The 17,288-nt window shown below is 72.3% G+C and carries 14 protein-coding genes; 5 read left to right on the forward strand and 9 right to left on the reverse strand.

Annotated features, from left to right (window positions below; all coding sequences use genetic code 11):
* The first annotated feature begins 96 nt into the window (after window positions 1-96).
* Window positions 97-744, forward strand: coding sequence for a SigE family RNA polymerase sigma factor (locus tag AB4Z14_RS07655; protein WP_442274688.1), 648 nt, complete (start codon window positions 97-99; stop codon window positions 742-744).
* Window positions 741-1,934: a Gmad2 immunoglobulin-like domain-containing protein gene (locus AB4Z14_RS07660; protein WP_442274689.1), complete on the forward strand. Its 1,194-nt coding sequence runs from the start codon at window positions 741-743 to the stop codon at window positions 1,932-1,934. Before AB4Z14_RS07655 ends, AB4Z14_RS07660 begins: the two co-directional genes overlap by 4 nt.
* An 82-nt stretch (window positions 1,935-2,016) precedes the next feature.
* On the opposite strand, the gene AB4Z14_RS07665 is transcribed toward AB4Z14_RS07660, so the two are convergent.
* From AB4Z14_RS07665 to hrcA, 3 genes are all read right to left on the reverse strand, one after another.
* Complete coding sequence (locus AB4Z14_RS07665) at window positions 2,017-2,760, reverse strand: 16S rRNA (uracil(1498)-N(3))-methyltransferase (protein WP_442274690.1); 744 nt, start codon at window positions 2,758-2,760, stop codon at window positions 2,017-2,019.
* 18 nt (window positions 2,761-2,778) lie between these two features.
* Complete coding sequence (dnaJ, locus tag AB4Z14_RS07670; protein WP_020142578.1) at window positions 2,779-3,912, reverse strand: molecular chaperone DnaJ; 1,134 nt, start codon at window positions 3,910-3,912, stop codon at window positions 2,779-2,781.
* Window positions 3,913-3,994: 82 nt separating this feature from the next.
* Window positions 3,995-5,038: a heat-inducible transcriptional repressor HrcA gene (hrcA, locus tag AB4Z14_RS07675; protein ID WP_056824900.1), complete on the reverse strand. Its 1,044-nt coding sequence runs from the start codon at window positions 5,036-5,038 to the stop codon at window positions 3,995-3,997.
* 167 nt (window positions 5,039-5,205) lie between these two features.
* On the opposite strand from hrcA, the gene AB4Z14_RS07680 reads away from it, so the two are divergent.
* Window positions 5,206-6,090 carry a DUF3097 domain-containing protein gene (locus tag AB4Z14_RS07680; protein ID WP_442274691.1) on the forward strand — a complete coding sequence of 295 codons (885 nt, stop codon included), beginning with the start codon at window positions 5,206-5,208 and terminating at the stop codon, window positions 6,088-6,090.
* A gap of 70 nt (window positions 6,091-6,160) precedes the next feature.
* On the opposite strand, the gene AB4Z14_RS07685 is transcribed toward AB4Z14_RS07680, so the two are convergent.
* From AB4Z14_RS07685 to hemW, 3 genes are all read right to left on the reverse strand, one after another.
* Entirely contained in the window at window positions 6,161-7,879 is a 1,719-nt protein-coding gene (locus tag AB4Z14_RS07685) for a CHAP domain-containing protein (protein ID WP_442274692.1), read from the reverse strand.
* Between the two features lie 141 nt (window positions 7,880-8,020).
* Window positions 8,021-9,517: an aldehyde dehydrogenase family protein gene (locus tag AB4Z14_RS07690; RefSeq protein ID WP_442274693.1), complete on the reverse strand. Its 1,497-nt coding sequence runs from the start codon at window positions 9,515-9,517 to the stop codon at window positions 8,021-8,023.
* Window positions 9,518-9,543: 26 nt separating this feature from the next.
* On the reverse strand, window positions 9,544-10,779 hold the full coding sequence (gene hemW, locus AB4Z14_RS07695) for a radical SAM family heme chaperone HemW (RefSeq protein WP_442274694.1): 1,236 nt from the start codon (window positions 10,777-10,779) through the stop codon (window positions 9,544-9,546).
* Between the two features lie 62 nt (window positions 10,780-10,841).
* Here hemW and AB4Z14_RS07700 point away from each other — a divergent pair, with 62 nt between their 5' ends.
* On the forward strand, window positions 10,842-11,567 hold the full coding sequence (locus AB4Z14_RS07700; RefSeq protein WP_442274695.1) for a peptidylprolyl isomerase: 726 nt from the start codon (window positions 10,842-10,844) through the stop codon (window positions 11,565-11,567).
* A 6-nt stretch (window positions 11,568-11,573) separates the two neighbouring features.
* On the opposite strand, the gene AB4Z14_RS07705 is transcribed toward AB4Z14_RS07700, so the two are convergent.
* Both AB4Z14_RS07705 and AB4Z14_RS07710 read right to left on the reverse strand, forming a co-directional pair.
* A complete protein-coding gene (locus AB4Z14_RS07705; protein WP_442274696.1) occupies window positions 11,574-13,508 on the reverse strand; it encodes a glycosyltransferase family 61 protein in 1,935 nt (644 codons plus the stop codon).
* Window positions 13,509-13,574: 66 nt separating this feature from the next.
* Window positions 13,575-14,318 (reverse strand): MFS transporter, encoded by a 744-nt coding sequence (locus tag AB4Z14_RS07710; protein ID WP_442274697.1) that lies wholly within the window; start codon window positions 14,316-14,318, stop codon window positions 13,575-13,577.
* Window positions 14,319-14,414: 96 nt separating this feature from the next.
* Here AB4Z14_RS07710 and AB4Z14_RS07715 point away from each other — a divergent pair, with 96 nt between their 5' ends.
* Complete coding sequence (locus tag AB4Z14_RS07715; RefSeq protein WP_442274698.1) at window positions 14,415-15,245, forward strand: tyrosine-protein phosphatase; 831 nt, start codon at window positions 14,415-14,417, stop codon at window positions 15,243-15,245.
* A gap of 64 nt (window positions 15,246-15,309) precedes the next feature.
* Here the strand turns inward: AB4Z14_RS07715 and lepA are convergent, their stop codons facing one another.
* Window positions 15,310-17,154 carry a translation elongation factor 4 gene (lepA, locus tag AB4Z14_RS07720; RefSeq protein WP_442274699.1) on the reverse strand — a complete coding sequence of 615 codons (1,845 nt, stop codon included), beginning with the start codon at window positions 17,152-17,154 and terminating at the stop codon, window positions 15,310-15,312.
* Between the last annotated feature and the right edge of the window lie 134 nt (window positions 17,155-17,288).

A 17,288-nucleotide genomic window follows, 5' to 3' on the forward strand; every position in this document is an offset into this window, starting at 1 on the left:
CAGCCGTGGACCTGCGGCGCATTCCGGACCCTCACGCCTCCGACGTGTCAACCCTGTGCTCCCGTTGCGCGTCATCTGTCCGTGAGAACGTTGGGTATGCCGGCCGGCCAGCTCAGCGACCCCGCGGCCTCCGGGGCCGCTGGTCTTCCCGCCACGGGCGGTGGTGGGGCTCCCGCCCCGGACGCCGGAGGAGTGGTCACCCCCGGCGGGTCCGAGCTGCCGACCGACCCCGACGTCGCCATCACCGAGCTCTACCACGCGCACTGGCAGCGGCTCGTCCGCCTGGCCTGGCTGCTGCTGCGCGACCAGCTGGCAGCGGAGGACGTCGTGCAGGACGCGTTCGTCGCGACGCACCGCAGCTGGTCGGCCATCCGGGACGGCGGCCGCGTCGTCGGCTACCTCCAGACCGCCGTCGTCAACGGGTGCCGGTCGGTGCAGCGGCACACCGTCGTCGTCGACCGCCAGAACGTCCGCGACGCGGGCGCTGCCGACGCCCCGGGTCGAGGCACCCACGGCAGCGCCGAGACCCAGGTGCTCCACACGGCCGACCGCGACGCCGTCCTGGACGCGCTGCGCACCCTGCCCTCCCGGCAGCGGGAGGTGCTCGTGCTGCGCTACTACTCCGACCTCTCCGAGGCCCAGATCGCCCACACCCTCGAGATCTCCCCCGGCGCCGTGAAGACCCACGCCCACCGCGGCCTGACGGCCCTGCGACGCACCATCGACCCCCTGGAGCTGTCATGAACACCGAGCCGACGCGACCGGGCGAGACGCCCGGCGAGGAGCCGACCCTCATCGGTGCCGGGCTGCGCCCCGTCGAGGACCGGGTGCGCCGCGCCCTCGATGCCGAGGCGCGGTCGATCACCCCCACCGACCGACTCGGCGCGATCCTCGCCGACGCCCATGCGTCGGACGAGTCGTCCTGGGGGGCCGGCACCGGCGCCGGCTCCGGGTCCCGGCGCCACCGGTGGCTCGTCCCTGCGGTGGCGGCGGCCGCCGCCGTCCTCGTCGCCGGCACCGTCTGGGCCGTGAACCGGCCGTCCGCGCCGACACCACCGGTCGCCGGGACTCCGACCGACGTGGCCACCTCGACCGCGCGGGCGTCGACCCCGACGTCGTCCGGCGCACCGTCGAGCGTCCCGACGCAGACCGCGCAGCGGCCGACCTCCCCGGCGACGACCGCGCTCCCGCCCCCGGCCACGACGACCGCGAGCGTGCCGGTCTACTACCTCGGCCCGGTCGTGGCCGGCAGCGACCAGCTCCGTCTCTTCCGCGAGTTCGTGTCGACCGGTGTCACGACGCCGGTGATCGGTGAGGCCCGGGCCCTGGCCGCGCTCCGCCTCGCGACGGGCACACCGCCGAAGGGCTCCTCCTACGCGTTCGCGTGGTCGGGGGTGAGCGTGCAGTCGGTGACGATCGGTCCGGGCGCGATCACCGTCCGCCTCTCGTCGGGCACGACCAGCACGGACTCCCTCGCCGCGGAGCAGCTCGGCTGGACCGCACAGGCCGCGGCGGGCACGGCACGGCCCGTCCGCTTCGAGCTCGCCGACGGCGGCAGCGAGGTCTCACCGGGCCACCCGGTCTCGGCGTCCTTCACGCGGCCCACCGACCCGATGACGGTCCTCGACCAGGTCGCACCCGTCTGGGTCGACGAGCCGGCCCGGGGCTCCGCCGTCAAGGCCGGCGCACGGCTCACCGTCAAGGGCGTCGCCAGCACGTTCGAGGCCACCGTCGAGTGGGAGCTCCTCCGCGACGGCCAACGCGTCGACCACGGCTTCACGACGGCGTCGGTGGGTGCCCCGGACCGCGGCACGTACCGGTTCACCACGAAGTCGTCGCTGGCGCCCGGCGACTATGTCGTCCGCGTCTTCGCCAGCAGCGCGAAGGACGGGTCGCCGCTCGCGGAGCAGCTCGTCCCTGTGACCGCTCGCTGACCGGACCCGCTCCACCCCGTTCGAGGTGAGCGCGGCACCCACCCCCGTGACGAGATCACCTCGAACCAGAGGGCGTATGCCGTCAGGTCCAGCGGGTGCGTGCGCTGAGGACGGCGAGGGCGGCGGGACCGGCGGACGACGCCCGCAGGATCGTCGACCCGAGCCGGACCGGTCGCGCTCCCGCGGCGCTGAGGGCGTCGATCTCGCGGTCGGTGATGCCACCCTCCGGACCGACGACAACGAGCACGTCGCCCGAAGCGGGCAGCTCGACGGACGCGAGCGGCTCGGTGGCGTCCTCGTGGAGCACGAGCGTGAGTGAGGCCTCCCCGACACGGGCCACGAGCGGAGCGAGCCCGACCGCGGGGGACGTCACCGGCACACGCGACCGGCGTGACTGCTTGGTCGCCCGGGCCACGACCGCGGCCCACTTGGCCAGGGACTTGGCGGCGCGGTCTCCGCGCCAGACGACGACGGAGCGCTCCGCCTGCCAGGGCACGACCTCGTCGACACCGAGCTCGGTGGCGGCCTCGACGGCCTGCTCGTCACGGTCGCCCTTGGCGAGGGCCTGGACGAGGACGAGGCGTGGGGCCGGCTCGGCCTCGTCGCTGACCTCGATCACGCGGCCCCGCACCCATGCCCGGTCGACGTCGGTGGCCTCGAGCAGGGCGCGCCGGCCCGCACCGTCGGCGACGAAGTAGCGCTCACCCGGTCGGATGCGCACGACCGTCGCGGCGTGACGCCCCTCGTCACCGTCGAGGAGCAGGGACGCCCCGACGACGGCCCCGGCGACCGCGGACGGCTCGCCGAGGAAGAGCTGGTGGGTCACCGGGCACTCACGTGGGGGTCACTTCTCCTTGAAGGCGTCGCGCAGCTTGCCGAACAGCCCCTTGTTGGCGGGGGTGAGGCGACCCTCGTGTCGCTCCTCGCCGCGCAGGGTCGCGAACTGGTGCAGCAGCTCCCGCTGCTCCTCGGTCAGGCGGGTCGGCGTCTGCACCGTGGCGTGCACGAGCAGGTCGCCGCGACCCCCGTGGCGCAGGTGGGTGACGCCGAGGCCGCGCAGGGTCAGCACGTCGCCGCTCTGCGTGCCGGGCTTGATCTCGAGGTCCTGCATGCCGTCGAAGGTGGACAGCTTGAAGCTCGTGCCGAGTGCGGCCGCGGCCATGGGCAGCTCGACGTTGCAGTGCAGGTCGTCACCGCGACGGGTGTAGGTGTCGTGGTTGACGACGCGGATCTCGACGTAGAGGTCGGCCTTGGGCCCGTTGCCGGGGCCGACCTCGCCCTCTCCGGTCAGCTGGATGCGGGTGCCGGTGTCGACGCCCGCGGGCACCTTGAGCTTGAGCGAGCGACGGGTGCGCACGCGGCCGTCACCCGAGCAGTCGTGGCACGGGTCGGTGAGGGTCGAGCCGTAGCCCTGGCAGTTGACGCACGGGCGCGAGGTCATGACCTGGCCGAGGAAGCTCCGCTGGATCTGCTGCACCTCACCGGCGCCCTTGCAGATCTGGCAGGTCTGGCGACCGGTGCCGGGCTCGGCGCCGTCGCCGTCGCAGCGCTTGCAGCCGACCGCGGTGTCGAGCGTCAGCTCCTCCTCGGAGCCGAAGACGGCCTTCGACAGGTCGATGTCGAGGCGCACGAGGGCGTCCTGGCCGCGCTGCACGCGGGCCCGGGGTCCGCGCGTGCCGGCCTGGGCGCCCGCGCCGAAGAAGGCGTCCATGACGTCGCTGAACGAGAAGCCCTGTCCCGCACCGAAACCGGCGCCACCACCCGAGGCGAAGGGGTCGGCGCCCATGTCGAAGGACTGGCGCTTCTGCGGGTCGGAGAGCACGTCGTAGGCCTGCGAGACCCGCTTGAACTCCTCCTCGGCCTCGGCGCCGGGATTCACGTCCGGGTGCAGCTTGCGGGCGAGCCGACGGTAGGCCTTCTTGATCTCCTCCTGGCTCGCGTCGCGCGAGACCCCGAGGACGGCGTAGTAGTCGTTCAAGCTGAGATTCCTTTTGGTACGTGGTGCTTTCGGTTCCGGCGCGGCGCTGCGCCGGCGGACTGGCCGCTGTGCTGCAGGTGGGTCAGGTGGCCTGGTTCTCGTCGAGGATCTCGGAGACGTAGCGCGCGACGGCGCGGACCGAGGCCATCGTCGTGGGGTAGTCCATGCGGGTCGGGCCCAGCACTCCAAGGCTCGCGACGCGCTCGGCACCGGAGCCGTAGCCCATCGACACGAGGGACGTCGACTGGAGCCCGGTCACGGGGTTCTCGGACCCGATGCGCACGGAGACGAGGTCGGGGTCGTCGCCGAGCTGGCCGAGCAGGCGCAGCAGCGTCACGTGCTCCTCGAGTGCCTCGAGGATCGGGCCGATGGTGCGGGGGAAGTCGGTGCCGGCGCGTGCGAGATTGGCCTGACCGGCGAGGACGACGCGCTCCTCACGCTCCTCGACGAGGGCGTCGCCGAGGGCGGACACCACGGCCTCCATGGCGGCACGGTCGGCCTCGTCGGCCTCGTCGACGAGGCGCCGGAGGCGGGTCGCGGCCACGGTGAACGGCACGCCGGCCGCCACCTCGTTGATGCGCGCGCGGATCGTGGCGACGAGCGCCTCGCCCGTGCCGTCGGAGAGCACGCGGCCCGTGTCGACGACGCGCTGCTCGACGCGCCCGGTGTTGACGATGAGCACGATCATCAGGTGCGAGGACCCCATCGGCACGAGCTCGATGTGGCGCACCGTCGACCGCGTGAGCGAGGGGTACTGCACGACGGCGACCTGACGGGTCAGGCTCGCGAGCAGGCGCACGGTGCGGTCGACGACGTCGTCGAGGTCGACGGCGCCCTCGAGGAACTGGCCGATGGCCCGGCGCTCGCCCGACCCGAGGGGCTTGACGGCGCTCAGGCGGTCGACGAAGACGCGGTAGCCGGCGTCGGTGGGCACGCGCCCGGCCGACGTGTGCGGCGCGTGGATCAGGCCCTCCTCCTCGAGCAGGGCCATGTCGTTGCGCACGGTCGCGGCGCTGACGCCGAGGTGGTGGCGCTCGACGAGGGCCCGGCTCCCCACCGGCTCGGAGGTCTGGACGTAGTCCTGCACGATCGCGCGCAGCACCATCAGCCTGCGGTCCTCGCTCATCGCGTCCCCTCCTTCACGGGTCTGGCACTCTCGATCGACGAGTGCCAAGTCTACGTCGTGCCTCGCGGATCTCCGATTTCATCCAACCGTATGCCGTCGGGGCAGCTCCGACCCCGCCCGCGTGGCGGCTGCGTCCGGGTCCACCAAGCGGCATACCCTCCCTAGTCGTGTCCCCCAACGATCGCTACGGATCCGACGTGCTCAGCGGCGACTGGCGTGCCCCGCGCCGCGGCCGGTCGACCCCGACCCCGGCCGAGCCCGACCTCGTCGTCGAGGAGGTCGAGACCGGCTGGGTCGGCGCCGTCGTGCGGGTCGAGAAGGCCGGCGGGATGCACGTCGTCCACCTCGAGGACCGCCGCGGGCGCACCAAGGCCTTCCCCCTCGGCCCGGGCTTCCTCGTCGACGGCGCCCCGGTGACGCTCACTCCCCCGCAGGCCGCCGCCGGCGCCGCCCTCGCCGACGCCCGCCGGGCCGCGTCCCGGACCGCGAGCGGCTCGGTCGCCGTCGAGGGAGCGCGAGCGCGCGTCGCGAGCGGGTCGCGGATCTACGTCGAGGGTCGTCACGACGCCGAGCTCGTCGAGAAGGTCTGGGGCGACGACCTGCGCGTCGAGGGCGTCGTCGTCGAGCTCATGGACGGCGTCGACGACCTCGCCGGCATCATCGCCGAGTTCCAGCAGGGACCTGGTCGGCGCCTCGGCGTGCTCGTCGACCACCTCGTCCCCGGCACCAAGGAGGCCCGCATCGTCGCGCAGGCCCAGGCGCTTCCCGGCCTGTCCCAGCACGTGCGCATCCTCGGACACCCCTACGTCGACGTCTGGCAGTCCGTGCGACCGGAACGGCTCGGCTGGCAGCAGTGGCCGGTCATCCCGCGCGGGACGTCGTGGAAGCACGGCATCTGCGCCGAGCTCGGCTGGGCCCACGCCAGCCAGGCCGACATCGCCAACGCGTGGAAGCGGATCCTCGGCACGGTGCGCACCTACGCCGACCTCGAGCCGACGCTGCTCGCGAGCGTCGAGGAGCTCATCGACTTCGTCACGGAGCCCGGCGCCTGAGCGGCGACGGGCGCCCGGGACGCCGTGGCCTTGGGCACCCAGGTCGCCCAGGTCCCCCAGGTCCCCCAGGTCACTTCTTGAGGTAGCCCTGGACGTCGACGACGAGGTAGGACGCCGCGCTCGTGTGCACCGTGATCGCCCCGTCGGCGCCGACCGGGACGACGACAGCGTTGACCCGGGCGCGGCCCGAGGCCACGGTGACGTTCGCGGGGGTCGGTCGGGTCGTGCCCGAGGCGTACGCCGTCACGGTGGTCGTCGCCGTCGGCGCGATGGGCGTCAGGGTGATCGACACGGCCGCCACCCCGACGGTGGGCACCCCGGCCCGGCCGAGGACGGGCACCGAGACGGTCGAGCCCGCCGCGACGCGCCCCGTCGGGGCACCGAGCCCGATGCGCGTGTCGAGCACCCGTGACGGGGCGAGCGCGACGTGGTCACCGCCCGTCCTGAACCAGCCGACCACGTCGACGAGCAGGTCGGTCTCGGCCGTGGACTGGATGGTCACCTTGCCGCCGGTGCCGATCCGCGACACGACGACGCCCGTCATGGGGGCGTCCGCGTCGTAGCGCACGTGCGCGGTCGTCGGCCGGGTCGTCCCCGTCGGGTATGCCGTCAGCCAGCCGCCCGCGCTGGGCGCGGCCGCCGAGACGGCGAGGACCACGGCCGACGCCCCCGTGCTCGGGACGATGCCGGCGCCGGCCACCGGCAGGTCGACGCTGCCGTTCGCGGGCACGCGCACCCGGGCGGTGCCGAGACCGGTGCGGGTGTCGAGGACACGGGTCGGCGTGACGGAGACGAGGTGCCCCGTCGTGGGGTACCACCCGACGACCTCCGCGACGAGGTGCGCCGCCGCCGAGGTGTAGAGCCGGACCTTGCCGTCGGTGCCGAGCCGGGCCGGGACGAGCTCGCTGATCGTGCCGGCGGCCGGGTAGGTGACGCTGCGGGAGCCGGGGCGGGTCGCACCGGACGGGTAGCTCGTGAGGTAGCCGGCCGCGGTGGGGGCGGTGACCGTCACGTTGAGGAACGCGGTGCCGACCCCGCCGCTCGGGACGCCGCCTCGGCCGCTGACCTGCAGGCCGATCGACGTGCCGGCCGCGACCTTGGCGGCCGGAGCCCCGAGGCCGGTGCGGGTGTCGAGCAGCCGGGTGGGGGTCACGGGGCGGTAGACGTCGGTGTCGACGACCGTCGCGCCCTGGTCCTTGAGGTGGATGAAGCCGTTGGGCCACTTGCCGCCGGCCCGGGTGACCCTGCGCCACTTGAAGTCGCCACCCCAGTTGTCCTCGGACACGAGGATCTCGTCGGCCGACACCACCCTCTCGACGTAGGCGACGTGTCCCGTCGAGGAGAAGGAGGTGTTCCACCAGGCGACCGACCCGACGGCAGGGTCGTCGTTGGTCTGGCTCGGGAAGGCCGGACCCCAGTTGTAGGCGTTGCCGGACAAGGTGGCGGGCTTGGTGTTGGGCAGGCCGTTCTTGACGAGGCGGTAGGCGACGTAGTTCGTGCAGTTGTGCCCCGTCGACTGGCGCCAGTAGCTCGTGGCGCTGTTGTCCTTGTAGCCCGAGTTCGGGTAGCCGGCCGCCTGGCACGGGTCGTAGCCGGTGCACAGCACGATCCACTCGGCTGAGCGGGCCGGTCCCGCCAGACCGACCGTCCCGACGGCGCCGAGCAGGAGCGCGACCACCGCGACGAGAACGGCGCCGGTGCGCGTCCGTGCGGGACGGGGGCCCCGAGCGGAGGCGGTGCCGGGCCCGGAGAGACGGGGGTCGGCCATGAGGTCGCGCTCGAGTGGCATCGGTGTCTCCCGTGGTCGCCGTGGGTGCTCTCGGCAATCTAGGACAATCGGGCCACACGATCACTGGTTTCCCAGAAATCCCATGCGACACGCGAGAGATCTACGTGATCCCGGACCACTCCTGTGTTAATGACACGGCTGTCATTGGTGCTGCTGCGGCTCCGAGCGGTCCCCGCGTCGCCGGCGGCCGGGGACGGCGAGGCGGGCGATGACCTGCTCCTTGAGCGAGGTGAAGGGCGGTCGCACCCAGACCGTGGTGTCGGGCCTGGTGGGCAGCGTGAGCACGGCCTTGTCGTGCGAGAACACTGCGACGGACCGCTCGCCGTGGTACGCGCCCATGCCGCTGGGCCCCACCCCACCGAAGGGCAGGCCGGGGACGGCGAGGTGCGCGAGGGGGATGTTGAAGCCGAGCGCGCCGGACGAGGTGTCGCGCACGAAGCGCTGACGCACCTCGTCCGAGCCCGTGAAGACGTAGAGCGCCAGCGGCTTGTCACGTCGGTTGACGACGTCGATCGCCGCGTCGAGCCCGTCGACGGCGACGAGGGGCAGGACGGGTCCGAAGATCTCCTCACGCATGACGAGCTCACGCGGGTCGTCCGCGTCGTCGACCTCGACGAGAGTCGGCTCGAGGTAGCGCGTGGACGCGTCGGACCGACCGCCGGCAACGACCCTGGCCGGGTCGACGAGAGCGGTGAGCCGCTCGAAGTGGCGCGCGTTGACGATCCGGCCGTAGTCGGCCGATGCCGACGGGTCGTCACCGAACGCCTCTCGGATCGCTTGCCCGAGAAGGGGTTTGAGGGCGTCGAGCGTCGAACGGCTCGCGAGCACGTAGTCGGGCGCCACGCACGTCTGGCCGGCATTGGTGAACTTGCCCCAGACGAGCCGCCGGGCGGTCACCTCGAGGTCGGCATCGTCGGCCACGTAGGCCGGGGACTTGCCCCCGAGCTCGAGCGTCACCGGCGTCAGGTGCCGGGCGGCGGCCTCGAGGACGACCCGGCCGACGACTCCGTTGCCGGTGTAGAAGATGTGGTCGAACCGCTCGGCGAGCAGCGCGGTCGTCTCCGGGACCGCACCCTCGACGACGTGGACGGCCGCGGCGTCGAGCTTCAGGGGCAACAGGCGTGCGAGCGCCCGTGAGGTGGCCGGGGCGATCTCGCTCGGCTTGAGGACGACGGCGTTGCCGGCGGCGAGCGCGCCCACGAGGGGGGCGAGGCACAGCTGGACCGGGTAGTTCCACGGCGCGATGACGAGGACGACACCGAGCGGCTCCCGCACGACCTTGGCCCGGCCGGGTGCGAGCGAGAGCGGCACCGGCACACGGCGCGGGGCGGTCCACGACCGAAGGTGTCGCAGCGTGTGGTCGATCTCGCGGACGACGAAGCCGGTCTCGGTGACCCAGGCCTCGGTGGCGCTCTTGCCGAGGTCGGCGTGCAGCGCCTCGGCGAGCTCGTCCTCGTGGTCGACGAGCAGCGAGCGCAGGGCCCGCAGCTGGGCGACCCGCCACTCCCGGGGCTTGGTGACCCCGTCGTCGAAGGCGCGTCGGGCCGCGGCGACGACCTCCGCGGCGTGGGACACCGCTCCGCGGCTCGCGTGGGAGTCCGCCGCGTCACCGGTGGTCGTCGACAGGGTCTCGCTCATCGGGGGCCTTCCTCGTCGAGGGCTCCTCAGGAGGCGAGGAGCCGGTGCACCACCGTGTCCGCGAGCAGGCGCCCGCGCCGGGTCAGGACGAGACGCGAGTCCCGCAGGACGGCCGTGCCGTCGAGCAGGCCGTCGGCGATGAGGCCGGCCACGGCGGTGCGACCCGATCCTCGCAGATCGGAGACCGGCAGTCCCTCGACGAGGCGTGTGCCGAGCAGCACACGCTCGTCGTAGCGCTGGTCGTCGGTGAGCATCTCGCGCGCCTGGGCGGGGGACTCCCCCGCACCCAGCCGGGCGGCATACGCACTGGGGTGCTTGACGTTCCACCAGCGGAGGCCGCCGACGTGGCTGTGGGCACCCGGTCCGACGCCCCACCAGTTCGTCCCCGACCAGTAGGCGACGTTGTGGCGGCACCGGGTCTGCTCCGAGCGCGCCCAGTTGCTCACCTCATACCACCCGAACCCGGCGGCGGAGAGCAGGTCGTCGGCGAGCTCGTACTTGTCGGCCTCGTCGTCGTCCTCCGGCGCCGGCACGAGCCCGCGGCGCACCTGGGCCGCGAGCTTGGTGCCGTCCTCGACGACGAGCGCGTAGGCCGAGATGTGGTCGGGCTCGAGGGCGACGGCGGTCTCGAGGCTGCGTCGCCAGTCCTCGAGCGACTCCCCCGGCGTGCCGTAGATGAGATCGACGCTGACCTGCATCCCGGCCGCCTTGGTGGCGGCGACGGCTCGCGCGACGTTGTCGGGGTCGTGGGTGCGCTCGAGCGTGTGGAGCACGTGGGGCACCGCCGACTGCATCCCGACGGAGACGCGCGTGAATCCGCCCTCGGCGAGCTCCCGGAGCGAGTCGGGCGTCACGGAGTCGGGGTTGGCCTCGGTGGTGACCTCCGCGTCGGGGGTCAGCCCGAACCGCGTGCGTATGCCGTCCAGCACCGTCACGAGGTCGGCGGACCTCAGCATCGTGGGGGTGCCACCACCGACGAACACCGTTGACACCATGGGCGCTTCGTCGACCAGGACCGAACGGGCGAGGTCGAGCTCGCGCAGGGCCGCGTCGGCGTACGTGTCGATGCCGATGCTCGCGCCCGGGCCGCCGAGCTCGGTCAGCGTGTAGGTGTTGAAGTCGCAGTAGCCGCAGCGGACCGTGCAGAACGGCACGTGCACGTAGATGCCGAGGTCGGTGCCCGGGAGGTCGGTCAGGGCCGCGGCGGGCAGCTCACCCGTGCGGGGAGCGGGGTCGCCGTCGGGGAGGGCGGAGGGCGGCATACGTCCATTGTCCCAGCCCGGAAGGCATGTCCCGTCCACTCCCCCGGTCGTACGCTGCCCCCATGCCCGAGGCGCCGTCGTCGCGACGCAGGAACGTGTGGTTCCTCGCGACGGCCGCGCTGGTCGTCGCCGCACTGGCGGTCGCGCTGTACGTCGCCGTCGTCGCACTGCGCGGCGGGGAGCCGGCATCCGCGCCCGCCGCGGGCGACGTCTCGTGCACGGCTCCCCCGCTACCACCCACGGCGTTCCCGACCTTCACGGCAGCTCCGGACGCGTCCGTGGCAGCGGGCTCGAGCTGGATCGCCGACGTGCGCTCGACGTGTGGGGACCTGACGTTCCGCCTCGACGGGAGGCGCGCCCCCAGGAGCGTCGCATCGTTCGTCACGCTGGCCCGCGCGGGCTACTGGACCGACAGCGTCTGCCACCGGCTCACCACGGACCCGGCGCCGACCGCCTTTCTCCAGTGCGGTGACCCATCAGGACGCAGCACGGCCGAGCCCGGCTACGACCTGCCCCTCGAGAACGTGCCCGCGGACCGGACCTACCGGGTCGGCGACGTCGGGCTGGCCCGGGGGGACGGCTTCCCCGGGACCGCCGGTGAGTTCTTCGTCGTCCACCGCGACTTCACGGTGCCGGCCGGGGCACCGGTCTACTCCCTCATCGGCAGGGTGACGTCGGGGCAGGAGGTCGTGCAGCACATCGCGGGGCTCGGCGGCGAGGACTTCCGGTCGGACGGGCCCCCCTTCACCTCGATCAGCGTGCTCTCCGTCGGAGTGCACGCCGGCTGACCGCCCTCAGCCGCGCCGTCGGGACAGCGGTCCGAGGGCGTCTGCGCGGTCGAGCCGCTCGGCGAGGAAGCGACCCTCGTCGTCGAGGTCGAAGGTGAAGCTCGACGCGAACGCCTGCTGGGTCCATGAGCCCTCGGGGTGCTCGAGGTCCGACCGGCTGCGCACCGCCGTGAGGTCGTGACCGCGCAGGGCCGAGATGAGGTACTCGTTGCGGGCCGTGTAGGCATCGGGTCCGAGCGCGAAGACGCGCTTGGGCGTCCGGCAGAAGGCCAGCGAGAAGAGGCCGCTGCCGGCGAAGCCTGCGATCGTCTCGGCGGCGCGGAAGAAGGCCACCTGCTCGGCGAGCGGGTGGTCCTCGGGGTGGACGACCTCGAAGCCTCGATCGACGAAGAACGCCTCGACCTCGGCGACGTTGTGGCACGAGCGCTTGAGGGAGGGCCGACGGGAGACGAAGATCCGGCGAGGGCGCTCGCGCTTCTCGGCCGAAGCGACGACGTGGTCCCCGACACGGTTCCAGATGGCCGCCATGGAGGGGTGGACGAAGCGCGGCAGCGAGAACATGCCCGTCGAGGTGTAGAGCCGCTCGGGTCGGCAGGGGGCCGTGAAGACGTGGATGTCCTCGGGCGTGATCCCGAACGCACCGAGGATGTCGATCTCGAAGGGCGCGAGGACGGCCGGCTCCCGGTCGTGCTGGAGCGTCAGGAGCACCTTGACGTCGGGTTCGAGCTCGCGGACCCGCTCCCAGGCCCACATCCGGCTCACCTGCTCGGTCACGAGGTGGCCGAAGTGCCCCGGCCACTCGGAGTCGAGGTGGAACCAGGCACCAGGCAGCCCATCGGGGGCGCTGATGTCCCGCCGCACGGTCCCGAACCGGGGCGCGCGCTCGACGACGTAGACGTTGGCGATCCGTTCCATCCAGCTCTGGCGGAACGTCTCGGGGAAGAGGATGTCGTCGCGCGTCACGATCTGCCCGCGCGAGCACGTCGGGGCGTCGTAGCGCCGTAGGACCATCTCGGGCACGGCGAGGCGGGACTGGACGTAGGGGTCGGCCTCCCGGTTGACGTCGTAGGCGCACGTCGCGGTCCACGTCACCGGGGGCAGGGCATCGAGCCGCTCCCCGAGTTCCGGCCGCCCCGCGAGGACGGCGTCGACCTCCTCCTCGCGCAGCTTCGGGGCGACGCGCACGCCGTTGACGACCCGGAGCACCTTGCTGTGGACATGGACCTGCTCGAGCGAGCGCCCGAGCCCCTCGACGTCCCGGTAGGCAGGCGCCTCGACCCGGTCGTCGTGGAAGTCGCGGGTGCGTGCCTCCTGCGCTGTGGCCACGAGGCCCCACAGGTCGCCGGCATAGGCAGCCTCGGGAGGCAGGTTCTCGTTGGGCAGGGCGTCGTCGACAGCGATCCGGGTGCCGCCGTCCGATGCCGTCAGCGACGCGGAGAGACGCTGCAGGAGCGGAGCCTCCGGGCCCGGGGTGGCGGCGGAGTCCTCGAGCGGATGCGGGACGAGCCGGCGGGCGACGTACTCGCCGCCCCGGCGCAGGTGCATGAAGACCCGCTGGAAGAGCAGGGCCTGGTCGTTGCCGTCCTCGTCGGACGCGTCGACGACGAGGTCGAAGGGTCCTTCGACGGTGAGCCGCGCATGCGTCGTCGAGGCGTCGTCGGGCAGCTGCACCGTCGACACGCGCAGGCCGGGCCACTGGCCCGCGAGGATGGTCGACCACGGCGCGGCGTCGGGGCCGCCCACGACGAGCACGGCACCGTCCGTGCGCCCCTGCAGGGCGGCGACGACGACCTCCATGGCGGCGAGGTGCGGCCGCACGTCGGCCCACCGCTGCTGGTCGGCGCGGAGGACCAGCTCGCTCGCCGGGTGCACCGCCGGCTCCCCCACGACAGGGTCGACGGCATCACCGTCCGTGGGTCGCGTGGCTGGCACAGGGGACATCCAAGCACGCCCTCGCCACCGGGAGCGTCAGGACGGGATGGTTGCCGGAGAGCTCACAGGCCGCGCTCAGCCCGAGTGCGTCGTGACGCCGTAGCGGCCCCGGGAGGCCAGCGCCCAGCGGGCCGCGGGCACCGACACGAATGCGATGACGACCATGAAGACCGCGAGGACCAGCCAGCCGGTCTCGCCGAGGTCGACGCAGACGTAGGTGACGACCGGTGGCGCACCGACCGCGAGGACGCTGAACCCGAGGCCGGCGAAGCCTTGGTACTGCCCCTGCCGCTCGTGCGGCGGCTCCATGACGAAGACGTGGAGGGAGAAGAGCCCGGTGACGACGGTGATGACGACGTAGGGCCAGTCGCGGATGACCGCGAGCCGCGGCTCGCCGACGGCCCGCGCGTGCAGGGCGATGTCGGGCAGCCGCGTCGAGTTCCAGGCGGCGAACCCCGTGAGGACGGCGTTGAGGACGAAGACGAGCGCCAGCATCCACGGGGTCGTGGCCAGGACCGGCGGCTCGCTGAAGACGGCCGCGCCGACCATGAACGCCGTGAGCACCCGGCGCGGGCCGCGCGTGTCGCCGAGGTGCCCAGCCGGCACCTGGACGACGATGCCGACCACCGCCGACACCGACATCGCGAGCGCCACCTCGGTGGCACTGAAGCCGACCTGGCGGGTGAAGTAGAGGGCGCTCGTCGTGAGGACGGCGCCGGCGCCGAACCGGTTGGCGAACGACCCCAGCGCGAGGATGCGCAGGTCGCGGTCCACCGGGATGTCCCGCCGGGTCAGTGGTTGGGTCGTCGTTGACGTCATGACACTCTCCTGGTCCCGCATTTCTCTCGACGTCAAGATATCTGGCGGTGGGCACATCGGTGCAGATCGTTTTCGACCGTCGCATATGGTGCTGGGGTGTACAGCCCCAACTGGATCGAGCTCGACGGTGTCGTCAACATGCGTGACCTGGGAGGCATGGTGACAGCCGGTGGCGACACCGTCCGACCGCGCCGGCTGCTGCGCTCCGACAACCTCCAGGACCTCACCCCCGGCTCCGTCGACGTCCTCGTCAACCGCTACGGCGTCAGTGACGTCGTGGATCTGCGCACCGACGTCGAGGTCGCCAAGGAGGGCGACGGCCCGCTCCGCGCGCTGGACGGCATGCGACACCACCACCACACGCTCTACCGCGAGGACACGACCGAGTCGGGCATCCCGGCCGCGGAGCGCGCTCTTCCCTGGGAGACCGACGAGCGCCGCGACGCTGCCGCCGCTGCGGCTGCCGAGAGGAACGGTGGCCACCGCCCGAGCCACGACCAGTTCTGGTCGGAGCACTACCTCAGCTACCTCGCGAGCCGTCCCGACTCGGTCGTGGCGGCTCTGCACGCCATCGCTGCGAGCGAGGGCGCCACGGTCGTGCACTGTGCCGCCGGCAAGGACCGCACCGGCACGGTCGTGGGACTCGCGCTCAAGGTCGTGGGCGTGCCCGACGACCTCGTCGTGGCCGACTACGCGGCGTCGGCCGAGCGCGTCGCCGCGATCATGGACCGGCTGCGCGCCAAGGAGGCGTACGCCGCGAACCTCAAGGACAAGACGGTGGCGCAGCAGTCGCCGACCACCGACACGATGCGCCTGCTGCTCGCCGCGCTCGACGAGCGCTACGGCGGCCCGCTGGGCTGGCTCGACTCCCAGGGCTGGACGGCGGCCGACACGGAGCGCCTCCGCCGCAAGCTCCTCGAGGCCTGAGCCGCCACGGCCCCTGGCGTTGGGAGCGTCAGCCCCGACGACACCACAGAGGCTGCGGCTGTGACTACTTCTTCTTGTCGCCCTTGTCGCCGTCGCTCGACAGAGCAGCGACGAAGGCCTCCTGCGGCACCTCGACCCGTCCGACCATCTTCATCCGCTTCTTGCCCTCCTTCTGCTTCTCGAGGAGCTTGCGCTTGCGGCTGATGTCGCCGCCGTAGCACTTGGCAAGCACGTCCTTGCGGATGGCGCGGATGTTCTCTCGGGCGATGATCCGCGAGCCGATGGCGGCCTGGATCGGGACCTCGAACTGCTGACGCGGGATGAGGTCCTTGAGCTTGCTCGCCATCATGACGCCGTAGGCGTAGGCCTTGTCCTTGTGGACGATGGCCGAGAAGGCGTCGACGGTCTCGCCCTGGAGCAGGATCTCGACCTTGACGAGGTCGGCGACCTGCTCGCCGTCGGGCTCGTAGTCGAGCGAGGCGTAACCGCGGGTGCGCGACTTCAGCTGGTCGAAGAAGTCGAAGACGATCTCGGCGAGCGGCAGCGTGTAGCGCATCTCGACGCGGTCCTCGGAGAGGTAGTCCATGCCGCGCAGGTTGCCTCGCTTCTGCTGGCACAGCTCCATGATCGCGCCGACGAACTCCGACGGCGCGAGGATCGTGGCGCGCACGACCGGCTCGCTCACCTCGCGGATCTTGCCGTCGGGGTACTCGCTCGGGTTGGTCACGTGCACGGCCTTGCCGTCGTCCATCGTGACGTCGTAGACGACGTTGGGCTGGGTCGAGATGAGGTCGAGGTCGAACTCGCGCTCGAGCCGCTCCCGGACGATCTCGAGGTGCAGCAGCCCGAGGAAGCCGACGCGGAAGCCGAACCCGAGAGCCGCGGACGTCTCGGGCTCGTAGACGAGCGCGGCGTCGTTGAGCTTGAGCTTGTCGAGGGCGTCGCGCAGGTCGGGGTAGTCGGACCCGTCGATGGGATAGAGACCGGAGAAGACCATCGGCTTCGGGTCGCGGTAGCCGCCGAGGTCTTTCGTCGCCGGCTTGCTGGCGTTGGTCACGGTGTCACCGACGCGCGACTGGCGCACGTCCTTGACGCCGGTGATGAGGTAGCCGACCTCGCCGACGCCGAGACCCTTGCCGGGGACCGGCTCGGGGCTGATGACGCCGATCTCGAGCAGCTCGTGGGTCGCCCGGGTCGACATCATGACGATCTTCTCGCGCGGGCTGAGGTTGCCGTCGACGACGCGGACGTAGGTCACGACACCGCGGTAGGTGTCGTAGACCGAGTCGAAGATCATGGCGCGCGCCGGGGCGTCGGGGTCGCCGACGGGGGCGGGCAGCGTGCGGACGATCTTGTCGAGCAGCGGCTCGACGCCCGCGCCGGTCTTGCCCGAGACCCGGAGGCAGTCCTCGGGCTCGCAGCCGATGAGCTTGGCCAGCTCCTCGGCGTACTTCTCGGGCTGGGCCGCCGGCAGGTCGATCTTGTTGAGGACCGGGATGATCGAGAGGTCGTTCTCCATCGCGAGGTAGAGGTTCGCGAGGGTCTGCGCCTCGATGCCCTGGGCGGCGTCCACGAGGAGCACCGCACCCTCGCAGGCGGCCAGCGACCGGGACACCTCATAGGTGAAGTCGACGTGCCCCGGGGTGTCGATCATGTTGAGGGCGTACGTCGTGCCGTCGAGCTCCCACGGCATGCGCACGGCCTGGCTCTTGATCGTGATGCCGCGCTCGCGCTCGATGTCCATCCGGTCGAGGTACTGCGCGCGCATCGCGCGCGCGTCGACGACGCCGGTCAGCTGCAGCATGCGGTCGGCCAGCGTGGACTTGCCGTGGTCGATGTGCGCGATGATGCAGAAGTTGCGGATCAGGTCCGGCGGCGTTGCGTTGGGTGCCAACGCGGATCGGGCCATGGGCGACACGTGGGACGAACCTCGCAGAGTCAGGGTGACGGGGATGGTGCTGGTCGGTGGGCGGGCGGCGCTCGAGTCGCTCGAGCCGCTCGGAGTGCCCCCGCAGCCCCCACAGTCTCCCATGCTTTGGGGAT

The organism is Terrabacter sp. 2TAF16, from assembly GCF_052115065.1.
In the GTDB taxonomy this organism is placed as follows: Bacteria; Actinomycetota; Actinomycetes; order Actinomycetales; family Dermatophilaceae; genus Terrabacter.